Origin of the sequence: Microlunatus phosphovorus NM-1 (genome assembly GCF_000270245.1) — a bacterium.
Taxonomy (GTDB): Bacteria; Actinomycetota; Actinomycetes; order Propionibacteriales; family Propionibacteriaceae; genus Microlunatus; species Microlunatus phosphovorus.
Genome location: NC_015635.1, coordinates 1,990,610 through 2,003,855 on the forward strand (window position 1 = coordinate 1,990,610; position 13,246 = coordinate 2,003,855).

A 13,246-nucleotide genomic window follows, 5' to 3' on the forward strand; every position below is an offset into this window, starting at 1 on the left:
TGATGTTCTGTGTTGGCGATGTGGGTTCTGGGTGATCAGACTTGCTCGGACAATGCTGCGGCGGCTCGGCGGACGCTGTCATTGGTCGCCGCGGTGGCCAAGTGGGTGCTGAGTTGTCGGTAGTGCCCGTGCTGGAGCTGGGCGAACCGGATACCACGTGACGATGTGCCCCAAGTGCGTCGGAGGAGACGCGCCATTCCGACCACGGCAACATTGAGTGCGCCGGCTTCGAGGCGGTGCCGCAACTCGCGTTGTCCGATACTCAGCTGCGGTGGGAGTGCGGCTAGGTAGTGCTCGCCGATCCGAACTCGCTGGTTCCAGCCGTCCGGGTCAAGGCTGAACAGGGGCAGGTCGTCGATCAAGGTTGCGAGTTCGAGGACGACCGGTCGTGTGGTTGAGCCTTCGACGTCGATCATGATCAGACCACCGGTGACGGTGGACCACAACCAGTTCCCGCTGTGCGCGTCCTTCTTTGCAAGCTGTATCGGGGATGCCAATACCGGCGCCAGCTCGGCGGCTGCGGCGTCGGCGGCATCGACGCTGGCTAGCTGCCGGGCGGCACGACGGAACGACTGGGTGACATCTTCCGCCGCTGTTGCTGACTCTTGCCTCATTGCAGTGTGGAAGTCCCCTAGTGCCTGGGCGGCTGCTTCGAACATGCGTTGAGGGTTCGGGGCTCGTCCGTCGAGATACTCCATTGCATGATGGCTGAGGGTGTGGCCGGGCTGCCGGCGCATCACAAATACAGAGTCCTCGGGATCCTCGACGTCGACCACTCCGAGCGGCTCGGGAACACTCCATCCGCGTGGCGTTGCGGAGTTGGCGAGCCAACCATTCAGCTGAGTGATTGCCGCGAACTCGCGCTGTGCAGCGGCTCGGTCCACGCGTTTCAGGACGACAAGCTGTTGCGCGATCCGGTGGGGATCTTGGATGGTCGTGACCCCGCGTCGGCCCGGACGCTGCTTGCCGCCGAGACTGGCGTCGCCGGCGACGGTGAGTTCGCAGAACTGGCAGGCGGCCTCCTGTCGGCGTATCCGGGCCGCCTCGCCGGTTAGTCGGTCGGCATCAGAGAGGGAACGCCAAGCCGTAAGGACAGGTTGCGGCTGATCTGGGGCGATCGTTGGAAGGTTGCCGGCTATTGGCGCCTTCGAGGCCCGTGCCGGTGCCTGCGGCTGCTGTGCTGCGGCTAGTTTGGCGTTGCCTGCGGCTAGGCGGACGTCCGGTGTGAGTGCACCGGCGATCATCAAACCGTCCGCGGCGGTCGTGAGGTACGAGCGCTCACCGGTCAATGCGGACAACTGGAGGGCGCAATCAACCAAGCGCAGGGCGCAGGCTGTGGTGTCAAAGGCCGGTTCAACCCTTGTCTGGATGGTCTGCTCGGCCTGCAACGCTGACAGGCCCCAAAGCAGTGCGTCGATCCAGATACCGAGGTCGTCTTCGGACGCAACATCGTCGGCGCTGGGACTAAGTCGGGCGTACGCGTACGCGGCGCGGGACGCGCCGTCCAGTGCGGCAGCCGACACAGTCTGTGCAGAACTGACGTGGGCTCTGGAAAGCTCCACTGCGCGTAGTACTCCTGCCGGCTCCGGGGGGTCGGTGAGGTACAGAGCCCGGGCCAGACGGGCGGCGTGGCCAGCGACATGGCCTCGGCCGGATGCCAGGAGTGCGGGGTGAGCGCCGTCGATCTCGATGCGGTCGAGCATTGGCTCGGCCAACTGCTCCCAATCTGACCGGGTGAGACGGCCTTGCAGCCAGAGGGCCGATTTGGTCATCGAACCGGCCGGGACAGGCGTGCTGGGTGGCAATGATGCAGCGGACGCTGCGGCTTTGATCACTGCGTCTAGGTCGTTGTGGTCAAGTGCATCTTCGATAGCCGTACCGAGCGTTTGTCCCTCGAGTTGCGACGCCACCAGGGGCCGGTCCTGGCTGCTCATCAGTTCAGCAGCGGCGGACACGTCGGCGATAGCCGCAGCAGTGTCGGAGCGTGCTGTAGCCAGACGCGCTCGGGCGAGGAGCAGCCTGGCGACCTCGTGGTCGTGCCGGTGTGGAGCCGTTCGAGGATCGAGCCAGTCTGCGAGGGCCCGGTTGAGTTGTGTCGTGTCCCGACGACCGACCGCGTCACCGCCGCGCTCATATAGGAAGGCGTAACACCGTCCGCGCTTGGCCAGGAGATAGCCGATGTCGGCGCCCTTGTCATCCCTTGGCAATGCAACCGCTCGGTTGTAGCGGTCAAGCGCTTCAATCAGATGTGACATTGCTCGGTCGGCCTCGTGCGAGGGCACTGCCGCCGCCTTCGCGAATTCGACGTCTCCAATCAGTCCTTGCAGTGTCGCTGAATCGACGTCACGTGCTCTGGTTAGCGGCCCGGCCACCCGGGCGAAGGTGTCTTCACCGGTCACCTCATGCAGCCGGAGGGCGAGCTCAATGGCGTAGCCGTCGTGGTCGGGTGAAAGGTCGCCGTTCCGTTCCGCGGCCGAGGAGTGGACCAGCCCGCTGCGGAGCAAGGGGACACGGCGTGGGTCGTCTCGGGCCATTGCCCGCGAGATATGCGCCGACGAGGTGGCAATCTGGGACTGTGTCATCGATTTGACGTTGGGAGTTGCCCTGTCGTCGAGTTCGAGAAGGCTAACGTTCAGCCGAAGGCTGCGATCAAGAAGCCACGCCCCGCTGGTGGCCGTCGCTGCCTGACCGAGGCGGCGGCGGCCCTCGTGGAAGTACCGCGAGGCCAATCGGCGGCCGAGGACGATCCGGGTCATGAACTGGTTCTTCCGGGCTCGCAAGAACGCCGGTTTCATCCTGCGAGCGTCGGCCGCGAACAGGTCGGCCATGGCCTGGGAGAACACGATGGTGGTCACATCATCGAAGCGGGCGCTCATGAGCGTGAAGTGTGCGGCGATCAGCTCGTCGGGGTCGTCAGTGGAGAGACCATCCATATCATGGGGTCTCAGGGCGCTCCGGATCTGGTTCAGCCACTGGCTTGGCAGCTGGACGTCGTTGGCGGATAGCTCACTTGCGACGCGCTCGACGGCCGCGGCGAAACTGTTGGTCATTTCACGTCGGAGCCAGCAGCGATGTCATCCCGAGCGGCCCCGACGAATGCCTCGACCAGCCTCCGGGATTCATTGGCCCGTGCGCCGACCTCGGAGCGGTCAACGGCATCCTTGATCTTTGAGGTGGCGTCGATGGCCGTACGGGCCTGCTGACCGATCGCGGCCTTGCCGCAAAGCAGTTGGACTCTGAACAGGGCTGCCCATGCGGCTGACCGCGTCTTGAATACGTCGTCGGCGGCGGTCGGCGTGGCCTGAATACCGTTCTCGACGTACCACCGCTCCATCAACGAGCGTCGATACTCCATCACCGCTGCGGCGAACTGCGCGAACGCCGAGATCCGGGACTCGTGAAGGGCCTTCGACACCTGCGCCCGGCTGACGGAGCGGTGGGCCAGCACCCCGCCCAAGACGACACCCAGCAATGAACCAATCACCGCGATCAGAGCCTCAAACACACCAGAAACCTAGTAGGTGCCACAACTCGACAGCTGAAACGCCCAATTCTGGTGGAGTGTCACTCCTCGAAATGCCTGATGAGGCGAGTCGGTGGCTGAATGCTTTCGGTTTCCTTGGTCAACTCTCCGAGGGACTCCGTCAGGGTCCCATGTCGTCGCCGCCGCCAAGTAGGTTGTCGAGACGATCAACCGCAGCGTCGCTGCCGTCTTCGAACAGTCCCCCGTAGCGGGTCAGGGTGAACGCCACACTGCTGTGGCCGGCCCATTCCGACACTTCCCGCACGTTGCAGCCCGCGGCGACCAGGATGGCGACGAAGCTGTGACGCAGGGAGTGGAAAGTCACGCCTGACAGGCCAGCCTTCTTCGCTGCTGGCCTCCAGGCCTGTTGAGAGAACGTGGCGCGGAACATGGGCCCACCCCTCGGACCGGTGAAGACCAAGGCATCGCTTTCCGGCCCGACGTGCCGACGCAAGTGCTCCTCAATCTCTCCCATGACAGCTCTGGCCACAGGAACACTTCGCTTCGACCGTCGGGTCTTGGGCTCGTTGCCGAGCGTGATCTTGCCGCCGATCTCGACGGCAGTGCTCGTGACGATGATGCGCGAGCGACGCACATCGACGCCGGCTCTGGTTAGGCCGGCGGCCTCACCCCAGCGCAGGCCCCCAAAGGCCCCTACGAGGACGAGGGCGCGGTATCGCGCTTGCATGGCATCGACGAGCGTCTCGACCTCGGTCTGCGAGAGGTATCTGGGTGCCTTGGCTCGTTCGGATGGCAGCGGCACCTTGGCTGCAGGGTTGGTCATGAGGCGCCCGTCGGCCACTGCCGCTTCGAGGCAGTGCCGGAGGGCGAAGACAGCCTTCCGGGCACTGGCCGCCGACAGGCCCGAAGCCAGCATCTCAGCAACCCAGGCGCGTACCGCGGCATTGCTGATCTTGATGAGCGGGAGCTTGCCGAACTTGGGCAGGACCTGCATGCGCATCGTGGTGTCGAGCCGTGCTCGGGTGGTCGCGCGAAGGTCGTGGCGGGTCTCGATCCAGTCCTTCGCCCATTGATCGAGCCGGATCTCGCCCCGCTTTGGATCCCGCCAGGTGCCGCCGTCCAGTTCGGTCTCGACCTGAGCCTTGCGACGCTCTGCCTCCCCAGATCGCTTGAAGGTCTCGCCGTGTTCTACGCCGGCCCAGTCGCGGTAGCGGACGCGATACCGCGTGACGGTCCGGATCCGGCCGGACGAGTCTTTTACCTGTACTTTCCTGCGCTGGATGTTTGCCATGATCAGCGCCTCACGGTGTGCTGGTGGTCGGTTTGGGTTTCGAGCCAGGTTTCGACAGCGGCGCGGCGGTAGCGGATGTGCCGGCCGATGCGATAGCCGGGTGGGCCTTCTCCGCGGCAGCGCCACCCATACAGCGTGTTGACCGGAATGCCCAGCATCTCGGCCAACTCGGCCAGTGTCATCAGGCGATCGGAGGTTTCCATGGCGATCACCTCGTCTCCGGTGCTGGCAGACGATCGACGACTCGCGCCCGTACGATCTCGACGTTGGGTAGCGCGATGGCGTCATGGGCCTCGTCCCAGATCGCGACGGCGAGGTCGTCGGACTCGTACTCGTTGGGGTTGGTGATGGTTGTCGGATCCCACCACCGGCTGGTCGGGCTCGCGTCGGCGGTCACGCGGACGTCGATCGGCGGGCACATTGCCTGCCCGGACGCGGCGGCGACACGCGTGAAGCGTTCGGCGTAGGCCTGGTACTCGGCCTTGTAGCGGGTGATCAGGGTGTCGATCTCGGCATCCCAGGCATCAAGGGCTGCGTCGTCGCAGGTCGCTGACTCGTAGTGCTGACCGATTGCGTCGATGGCATCGTCGAGACCAAGTAGTCCGGGGTGGAGGTCGCTGATCTCGATGAGTTCGGCGACATTGAGGGGAACGATCAGCGGTTCGGTGCGATAGGTCCACCAGCTGTCTGGTTCGTCGCCGACGGTTCCTCGCAGCAGTGCGTCGAGGTGGCTAGCTTCCCAAGACCCGGGTCGGCGGGCTAGGAGACGGTCGGCTCCGCCGACGTTGGCAGCGGCTGAGGCGAGCGCGTGGGCGAGGAAGTCGGCGAAGTCGAGTCCGTCGACGGAACTGGTTGATTCGTGCGCGGCTCGGGTCAGGACGCGGATCGCCTCCTGCTGGAGCCCATCGCGGTCCTGGTCGAGGGCGGTCATGCTCGTGCTCCGTTCGCGTGGGCCGTGTCGAGCAGCTGCGGTTGGGCGGTGCGGTTGGCGAGCCGGTTGACGTCGAGTCGCATGAGTTCGAGGTCACGGACCTCGCGATAGGTGCGTTGGGGCCTGACCCCAGTTCTTGGACACGCCGAATCCCGCACCCGTGATGGGCAGGGAGTGAGCGAGATGATCCGAGAATCATGGCCAGGAAGAACTACTCCGAGGAGTTCCGTCGTCAGGCCGTCGACTTGTATGAGTCCACACCGGGGGCCACGGTCCGCGGCATTGCTGAGGACCTGGGCATCGTGCGTGGCACGCTGCGGCACTGGCTCGAGGCGTACGGGACCGGCAAGAAGACCGCCGCCGACGGGACGCTGACCTCCAGCCCACTGCACGCCAAGCCGCCGATGACGCCTCCGTCAGGGCCTGTCGATGAGACACAGGAACAGCGGATCGCGCGGCTCGAAACAGAGAACGCGGCCCTGCGGGCAGAGACGACGAAGTTGACCACCGAGCGGGAGATCCTCCAGCGGGCGGCCAAGTATTTCGCCGGGGAGACGCGCTGGTGAGTCGCTTCCAGTTCGTCGCCGACAACTCCGCCACCTTCGAGGTGAAGCGACTGTGTGCACTCGTCGAGATCGAGCGCTCCTCCTACTACGCCTGGAAGGCTGGAGCGCCAGCCCGTACCGACCGTGCTGCCGCGGATGCGGAGTTGGCCGAACGGATCCGGGTGATCCACGAGGCCGACAACACCGTCGGCGCGCCACGGGTGACCGCGGAGCTCAACGACGGTGTCCCTGCCGGGGAGCGGGTCAACCACAAACGCGTCGCGCGGGTCATGCGTGCGGCTGGGATAGCCGGCTACGTCAAGAAGCGCCGTGTGCGGACCACGATTCCCGAACCGTCGGATCAGTTGATCCCCGACCTGCTGAAGCGGGACTTCACCGCGGATGCGCCGGGGCGACGCTATGTCGGCGACATCACCTACCTGCCGCTGGCCGACGGGACGAACCTGTACCTGGCCACCGTCATCGACTGCTACAGCAGACGGCTCGCCGGCTGGGCGGTCGCGGACCACATGCGCACCAGCCTCGTCGAGGACGCCCTCACCGCAGCAGCTGCGACCCGCGGCGGCTCAGGTGGGCTGGCAGGGGCCATCTTCCACAGCGACCACGGGTCGGTCTACACCTCGAAGGACTACGCCAAGCTCTGCGCGCGCCTCGGCGTGACCCAGTCGATGGGTGCCGTGGGCACGTCGGCCGACAACGCGCTCGCGGAGTCGTTCAACGCCACCCTCAAACGAGAGGTCCTCCAAGACGCCGCCTGCTGGCCCGACGAGCTCATCTGCCGCCGGCAGCTCTTCAGGTGGCTGACCCGCTACAACACCAAGCGGCGCCACTCCTGGTGCCGATACCAGTCCCCGTCCACCTACGAGGCCCGCTGGGCCGCTACGCTCCCAACCGCTGCGTAATCAACCCCCGTGTCCAAGAACCGGGGGTAGGCCCCGTTCCAGCCCGACCCACAAGTGCTCCCGGTCGGAACGGTTGAGCCCGCCGCGCCACTCAGCTCGATCATCGCTGGCCACCGCGGCGGCCAGGCATTCGGAGTACGACGTTGGTGAGCTCGAGGGTCGGGCGGACCCTGATGCTTGGGCCGCCTACGCCGACTTGGAGCGGCGTTGGCTCCTGTCGGGCGAGGGCTCCGTCCGCCATCTCGGCGGGGAGTCTGCGGACGAGGTCGTCGCGCGGGTGCGAGATTTTCTGGCGCGGTGCGCGCGGACCCCGCGCGGGTCGCACCCGGCGGCCGCCGCCGACCCGCTGGAGGAGCCGGTGGTCGCGGTATGCCACGGCGGGCTGCTGCGGCTTGCCCTGCCTCGGGTGGCGTCAGGGCTCGACGCCGCGGAGTGGTTTCGGACTAGGGTCCCGAATTGTGGGGTCGTATTGCTCCGGCCGGACGGAACGGTGCGCGGGCCCTAGCCGACCGACAGGGTGCGCGCGCGGGCGAGTCGATCTAGAACGTCCTCCACCGGAACGCTGCGACGGTCTACGGGCAGACGGCTGTAGGCCTCGGCGAATGCGTCGAGGAGCGCGACGAGAGCGGTCTGAAGATCCGCGGCGGTCGGTCCGGCGGGGACACTCGCAGTGAGGGCCCACAGTGCTGGTACCGGCAGCCGCTGCTCCACCCGGCGGTAGTTCACCTGGGGTGCGCCAGCGAGTTCCAGGAGAACCGGGGTGAGGAAGCGTCGCCTCATCTCGTCCAGGCAGTGGCCGACCTCAAGCAACTCGCCGCGCGCGAGGAGTTTGCGGGTGTGGCATGTCCAGCCGGTGATCTCGTGCGGCGCCTGGGCCACTTCGTCTGGCCCAATGGCCCATACCGGATCCCCGGCTGCCCCGCGGTGGACGACCACGCCATCACCCGGCGCAGGACCGTCGGAGGTGGCCCAGTAAGTTATGTCGACCTTGACCACGACACCCTCGAGCACGACGAATGCGCTGTCGAGACAGTCCAGGCTGAGGTGCGCTGCGTCAAAAAGGGCCAGAAGGTCGTAGGCTTCCACTAGTCGTCGCTGCACGGCGGTGCGCAGCAGGGTGAGCACGCCGGGGTCTGCGGCGAGGACGACGACGTCCAGGTCGGACCAGCGGTCTAGCTCTCCCCGCGCCAGGCTGCCGCTGACCGCGATGGTGGTTGAGGGAGTTGCGAGAACCGTCAGCAGGTCCTCGAGCAGCACCCCGAGCCGCGGCGCTCGGGTCAGGCACTCCCGGAGTCGGTCCAGTGGGATCGCCTTCATTCGCGGACCCGCATGGCGTCGACATAGACCACCTCGAGCCAGCCGTCGGCGTCGGACCAGGATGCGGTAGCGCCGCGGACATCGCCAAGGCCGGTCGTCTCCAGTAGGGCTACTACCTGGGCAGCCGGGGCACAAGTGACGCCGGAGGGCGGCGGGTCGGCGCCAAAAGCGCTGCAGGCGGTCCCCAGCGCCAAGGAGAGAAACCCGCCGGGCCGCAGCCGATTGACGATGCCGACGAGGGTGGCCGGAAGCTCGGCGAGGGGGACGTGGATCATCGCGAAGAAGGAGACGACGGCGTCGACCGACGCCGGGGCGAGCGGCAAGCGACGCAGGTCCGCGACCGTGAACCATGCGGCCGGCGCAGCCGCGCGGGCCCGGGCGACCCGGTCTGCCGAGCGGTCGACGCCGAGCACATCGGCCCGGCCCGCGAACGCCCGCGCGACCACGGACTCGGCACCGCAGCCAAGCTCGACAACCCACGCTCGATGGGGCACCTTGCGTTCGACCTCGGCCAAGGCCGCGCTGACCGGGACGGGGTTTGCAGCTAGGTGCCGGTGGATGAGCCGCGAGTACATAGCGGTCGCGGTCACTCCGCGCCTCGTATCTCATCGGCGATCCGCTGCCGGTCGTCGATTGGGACGAAGGCAAGCCCGAAGCTGGCCTCGAAGGTGTAGTCCTCGCCGACCCGCCGCGGGACGACGTTGATGTGCGCGTGGGGTCGGTGTTGCGAGCCCAGGTCGCCAGTGCTGATCCACGTGTGCAGTCCGTCGGGGGAATACGCGCGCTCGATGCAGGTGAGTATCCGGTGGAGAATGCTGCTCATTTCCGCGAGTTCGTCTGTTCGGATCTCGGCCAGCCGCAGGACGTGCCGCTTTGGGATAACGCACACGGTGCCGTGGGTGCGCTGACGGCTTGCGACGTACGAAGTCGCGAGCTTGGTGGAGAATACAGGAACCCAGGGCTCGCGTCCGGCCTGCCATTCACACGCCGGGCATGGCTCGGCGACAGGGAAGGTGTAGGGCACTCATACCTCCGATCCGTAGAAGATACTCATCAACTGCAGGTGGTCCGCGAGGTCCACATCATTCTGCCCGCGGACCCGCGCAACCGCGTCCTCTAGCAGGACGAGGCCGACGAGCAGGAATGCGCAGGCGTGGTGCGCGATGGTCGCAGGCGGAAGACACTTGGCGCGGGCGTCCGATACCCGGCACGCGGCCTCGGCCACAGTGTGGCAGGCGTGCACGAGGGCCAGGCGGGCGGGCCACCGCGGGCCGAGCGCTTCCGGTAGGCCGTGGCTGTCCGCCAGTAGGCTGGGGAGATCGGCTAACAGCCGGGCACGGCCGGGAAGCGTGGGAACCTGAACGTCAGCGGCCTCGCCGTCGACGACGACTCGGCCGGAGCCGCTGCCGTCGGCGAAGGCGTCCCACATCGACACCGACAGCAGGAGTTTACCGACGTCATAGCACGGGTCCAGGTCTTCTAGCGAGCCCCGGGGGTCAATGAGGCGCACTCCCGCCGCCCCCATGACGACGTTGCGAGTGTTGAGGTCGCCGTGCACGGGCGGTGCCAGGTGGGCTGGCTCGAGTGGCGGTAGCAGCGCGGCGGCCTCGGCGAGGACCTCCCGGAGCGGACGACACGCCACGCTGTTGACACGCATGCCCCTACCGGCGAGCGCCGCTGCGGGGACGACACCCTCCAAGAAAGACCATCGGCGCCAGATCCGTCCGACCAGGGTGCGGGCCAAGTTACCCGGCTCCGAAGGGCGGCGTTCCTGCCAGCCTCGCACGCAGAGGGTCTCGACCACCTCGAGTAGCCGCTGCCGGCTTCGCGACGGGTTCTGCAGCAGGTGCTCGCCCTCGGCCCAGGGCATGATGTGCGCGCTCCAACCGTCGCCGTCAAGCTCGTGCAGTACGGGTACGTGCAACTCTGCGACCGCGGGGAGCATGCGCCGAAGGAACGCCACTTGGCGAGGCTTGAGCCGGAAAGAATGCAGGTCGTGACCGTCCACGGCGGCCGGATCGGCGCCGAGAACCTTGACCACGCCGCGGCCATCCGGGCCCATGGTCTCATAGAGCAAGGTTCGGCTGAGCCCTGGCGGCAGGGGGCCGACGATGTCTATGCCGAGCCGCTCCAGCGCAGTACTAAGATCGGCGAGCGCTGGCCGTACCCCCGCCGACGCGTGCGGCGCACGCTGCAAGATCTCAGTCTCCGAACCGCCGTCCACCATCAACTCATGATGGCACAACGACCCGCCCCATGCCCGCCTCCGAGCGCCAGTCGTCACGAGCTCCGGACCAACGCATTACCCTGGTGTGAGCCCGGTCGACGGGAGACGACGACCTCGAAGGTGATGCCATGTGCGCGGTCAAGGTCCACCGGCCAGCGGCGGGCCGGCGTGAGCCTTCGCACCCCGTCCCGCCGTTTACAGCCGGACAACAATGAGTGGGCCGGCGTCGGACCGGGCCGCGGCAGCGTACGCCTACATCGCGCGCATCGACGAAGTCCCCGGCTGGCTGCACGCGCTCGATGCCCATCTGCTGATCCGGGCCGCGAGCGAACTCGAGCGCGCGGGCGTCCGGGGCGACGTCCTGGAGATCGGCGTATATCGAGGCCGAACCGCGCTCCTCCTTGGCTTTCTGCCTGCCGGTGGCGAGCGGCTTGTGCTGTGTGACGTGTTCGACAGCGACGGCCCGGTGGGCCCGTACAACGCCGCGGACAACGCCCGCTGGTACGACCGGCCCCGGGCGCAGGAGTTCCTAGAACGGTTCCGCCGCGTCCACGGCAGTGAACCACTGCTCCACGTCGTCCCGTCCTCCGACCTGGGCGCGCTCGTCCCCGCGGGCTCGGTTCGGCTCTTGCACCTCGACGGCGCCCACGACTACCCGACCGTCGCCGAGGACCTGCGGCTGTGCATCAGGCTTCTTGTCGCGGGTGGGGTCCTCGTTGTGGACGACTACCTCAAGCCGCACCTCCCCGGGGTGGGCGCGGCGACCTGGGAACTGCTTGCCGGGACCCCCGAGTTGGAGATTATCGGGCTCACCGACGACAAGATTTATCTCGCCTTCCGCTCTGGGCGGGCGGAGAGCCTGCGGGAGGCGCTCGCCGCGGAGGTGTGTGTCCAGGAGGGCTGGCGGGTTGACCGGCACTGGATTCACGGGGTCGAGATACCGCGCCTGATACCGCGCCCGGCGCCTGGCCCAGACTGGGACCGCGCCTGAGCGGCGTCGGCTGTCGCAGCCGGCCCAGAGCGGCCCCACCTCGTTCCGGAGGAAGTGTCTGTCACCTTTCACGTCCGCCACCGGGCATCAGGCAGAAGCCCTCCCGATCGGTCCGGCGATGTCGTCGTAAGGCTATTCTCGCCGAGTGTCCACGGCAACGCCTTCCGCCAGCCGTCGGTGACGAGGGCGGCTCTCAACCTCCCGAACCCAAGGCTGGAAGCGCGCTGCGCGGACCCGGGCCACGACGTCCAGGCGGCCGGCCAACGGCAGCCCGGCGATCCAGCGCCGGTCGACCGCCCGCCGGGCCCACGGCAGCAGCCTCTACCTAGAGGGATTCGTAGGCTCGTTCGCGTCGATGGCGACCGTCGCCGCTCGCATCCTGCAACGGGGGTACGCTCGACCACCATCAACGCCGTACAGGACGGAGGTGATGAAGGGTTGCCGCGCCTCTCCGTAATCGTCCCCTATTTCAATCGTCGCGAATTCCTGGCCGACGCCCTGCGCGGCATCGCGCAGCAGACGGTGCCGGTCGAGGACATCATCTGCGTCGACGACGGGTCCACCGATCGCTCCGACGAAATCGTGCAGGCCTTTGAGGACGAGTTGCCGATTCGGTCCGTGCGACTAGCCCGGAACGGAGGTATCGGCGTGGCGAAGCGGTACGGGGCTTCCCTCGCCGGGAGCGACCATCTGGTGTTCTGCGACTCCGACGACGTGTGGCTCCCCACCCACGTCGAGCAGTTGATGCGCGAAGTCGACGCCGGGTACGACATCGTGTCCCCTCGGGTGTACCGCACCGAAGACGTGCCGCCGGGCCGCACTGCGCTACGTCCAGGCGACGCGCGCAGCACTTGGCCCGCGCCCGCGTGGCCCTCTGCAACCGACCGCCGGTCCGTCCTGGAGCAAATGGTGCTGCACAACAAGATATTCGCAGGCGCCGTGCTGCGCCGGTCGGCGTACGAGGCCGTGGGCGGCTACGCGTCCCAGCGAGCGGCGGAGGACTGGGACCTGTGGCTGCGGGTCCTCCACCGCGGCGCATCAGTCCGTTGGCTCGACGAGCCTACCGTCATCTACCGCGTCCACGGCTCGAACGTTTCGTACTCGGAGGACATGCAGCCGGGTCGGATCGCGACACTGCGCCGGTTTGCCGACATCGCCGGGTCCGACGCACCGCTGCGGACGCTCACCCTTGCCAGCCTCGCCTGCTGCGCGGGGACGGCCGAACTGAAGCGCGCCTTCCCCGGAGAGCCGGACTGGGGCGACGCCGGACCGTGGCTGTCCGTGCCACGGAACCGGGAGCTCGTCGGGGACGCGCTCGCCCGCATCCCCGGCACCGGACCCCTAGAGTGGGTCCGCGCTGGTGTCCTCGGGGGCGGAGCCTGCGTAGCCTTGCACTGCGGGGTGGACGGCCACCCGCACGAGGTCGTCGTGGCGGGAAACCCGTGGCCGGAGCGGGTCGAGCATGTCGTCCCGCTGGCCGCGCACAACAACGAGGGGTGCCGGGTATGCGTGTCGCCGGTTTCGCCGTGATCGTCCG

At 67.4% G+C, this 13,246-nt stretch carries 13 protein-coding genes; 4 read left to right on the forward strand and 9 right to left on the reverse strand.

Going from position 1 to position 13,246, the window contains the following annotated elements:
• Positions 1–35 precede the first annotated feature (35 nt).
• The 5 genes from MLP_RS09020 to MLP_RS09040 all read right to left on the reverse strand — a co-directional run bounded on the left by MLP_RS09020 (position 36) and on the right by MLP_RS09040 (position 5,706).
• Positions 36–2,933: a hypothetical protein gene (locus tag MLP_RS09020; RefSeq protein WP_156821097.1), complete on the reverse strand. Its 2,898-nt coding sequence runs from the start codon at positions 2,931–2,933 to the stop codon at positions 36–38.
• A 113-nt stretch (positions 2,934–3,046) separates the two neighbouring features.
• Positions 3,047–3,505 carry a hypothetical protein gene (locus MLP_RS09025; RefSeq protein WP_013862749.1) on the reverse strand — a complete coding sequence of 153 codons (459 nt, stop codon included), beginning with the start codon at positions 3,503–3,505 and terminating at the stop codon, positions 3,047–3,049.
• 139 nt (positions 3,506–3,644) lie between these two features.
• Positions 3,645–4,775 (reverse strand): tyrosine-type recombinase/integrase, encoded by a 1,131-nt coding sequence (locus MLP_RS09030; RefSeq protein ID WP_013862750.1) that lies wholly within the window; start codon positions 4,773–4,775, stop codon positions 3,645–3,647.
• Positions 4,776–4,777: 2 nt separating this feature from the next.
• Positions 4,778–4,978, reverse strand: coding sequence for a helix-turn-helix domain-containing protein (locus MLP_RS09035; RefSeq protein WP_041791787.1), 201 nt, complete (start codon positions 4,976–4,978; stop codon positions 4,778–4,780).
• Between the two features lie 5 nt (positions 4,979–4,983).
• Positions 4,984–5,706, reverse strand: coding sequence for a hypothetical protein (locus MLP_RS09040; RefSeq protein WP_013862752.1), 723 nt, complete (start codon positions 5,704–5,706; stop codon positions 4,984–4,986).
• Positions 5,707–5,903: 197 nt separating this feature from the next.
• On the opposite strand from MLP_RS09040, the gene MLP_RS09050 reads away from it, so the two are divergent.
• Both MLP_RS09050 and MLP_RS29450 read left to right on the forward strand, forming a co-directional pair.
• Positions 5,904–7,174, forward strand: a protein-coding gene (locus tag MLP_RS09050) for an IS3 family transposase (RefSeq protein ID WP_156821080.1) whose coding sequence is annotated in 2 segments (ribosomal slippage) — positions 5,904–6,252 and positions 6,252–7,174 — 1,272 coding nt in all. Because the reading frame shifts where the segments join, the coding sequence is not laid out codon by codon here.
• Positions 7,175–7,247: 73 nt separating this feature from the next.
• On the forward strand, positions 7,248–7,679 hold the full coding sequence (locus tag MLP_RS29450) for a histidine phosphatase family protein (RefSeq protein WP_013862753.1): 432 nt from the start codon (positions 7,248–7,250) through the stop codon (positions 7,677–7,679).
• On the opposite strand, the gene MLP_RS09060 is transcribed toward MLP_RS29450, so the two are convergent.
• From MLP_RS09060 to MLP_RS09075, 4 genes are read right to left on the reverse strand one after another with little or no spacing between them, the layout of a single operon-like run.
• Entirely contained in the window at positions 7,676–8,491 is an 816-nt protein-coding gene (locus tag MLP_RS09060; protein WP_013862754.1) for a nucleotidyltransferase domain-containing protein, read from the reverse strand. The two genes, MLP_RS29450 and MLP_RS09060, sit on opposite strands and share 4 nt — an antisense overlap.
• Positions 8,488–9,081: a class I SAM-dependent methyltransferase gene (locus tag MLP_RS26230; RefSeq protein WP_013862755.1), complete on the reverse strand. Its 594-nt coding sequence runs from the start codon at positions 9,079–9,081 to the stop codon at positions 8,488–8,490. Before MLP_RS26230 ends, MLP_RS09060 begins: the two co-directional genes overlap by 4 nt.
• The gene (locus MLP_RS26235) at positions 9,078–9,515 is read right to left on the reverse strand and encodes an HIT family protein (protein WP_049804503.1); all 438 of its coding nucleotides are present in this window, start codon (positions 9,513–9,515) and stop codon (positions 9,078–9,080) included. The genes MLP_RS26230 and MLP_RS26235 overlap by 4 nt, the downstream gene beginning before the upstream one ends.
• On the reverse strand, positions 9,516–10,718 hold the full coding sequence (locus tag MLP_RS09075) for a phosphotransferase (protein WP_041789897.1): 1,203 nt from the start codon (positions 10,716–10,718) through the stop codon (positions 9,516–9,518).
• A gap of 211 nt (positions 10,719–10,929) precedes the next feature.
• Between MLP_RS09075 and MLP_RS09080 the strand changes: the two genes are divergently transcribed.
• Both MLP_RS09080 and MLP_RS09085 read left to right on the forward strand, forming a co-directional pair.
• Complete coding sequence (locus tag MLP_RS09080) at positions 10,930–11,709, forward strand: class I SAM-dependent methyltransferase (RefSeq protein WP_013862758.1); 780 nt, start codon at positions 10,930–10,932, stop codon at positions 11,707–11,709.
• A gap of 438 nt (positions 11,710–12,147) precedes the next feature.
• The gene (locus tag MLP_RS09085; RefSeq protein WP_041789899.1) at positions 12,148–13,239 is read left to right on the forward strand and encodes a glycosyltransferase family 2 protein; all 1,092 of its coding nucleotides are present in this window, start codon (positions 12,148–12,150) and stop codon (positions 13,237–13,239) included.
• Positions 13,240–13,246 lie beyond the last annotated feature (7 nt).

What these genes read in the sequence shown, in the direction of transcription:
- MLP_RS09020 (WP_156821097.1), bottom strand. Translation starts at nt 2,933, where the DNA reads ATGGATGGTCTCTCCACTGACGACCCCGACGAGCTGATCGCCGCACAC.
- MLP_RS09030 (WP_013862750.1), bottom strand. Translation starts at nt 4,775, where the DNA reads ATGGCAAACATCCAGCGCAGGAAAGTACAGGTAAAAGACTCGTCCGGC.
- MLP_RS09035 (WP_041791787.1), bottom strand. Translation starts at nt 4,978, where the DNA reads ATGGAAACCTCCGATCGCCTGATGACACTGGCCGAGTTGGCCGAGATG.
- MLP_RS09040 (WP_013862752.1), bottom strand. Translation starts at nt 5,706, where the DNA reads ATGACCGCCCTCGACCAGGACCGCGATGGGCTCCAGCAGGAGGCGATC.
- MLP_RS09060 (WP_013862754.1), bottom strand. Translation starts at nt 8,491, where the DNA reads ATGAAGGCGATCCCACTGGACCGACTCCGGGAGTGCCTGACCCGAGCG.
- MLP_RS09075 (WP_041789897.1), bottom strand. Translation starts at nt 10,718, where the DNA reads ATGGTGGACGGCGGTTCGGAGACTGAGATCTTGCAGCGTGCGCCGCAC.
- MLP_RS09080 (WP_013862758.1), top strand. Translation starts at nt 10,930, where the DNA reads ATGAGTGGGCCGGCGTCGGACCGGGCCGCGGCAGCGTACGCCTACATC.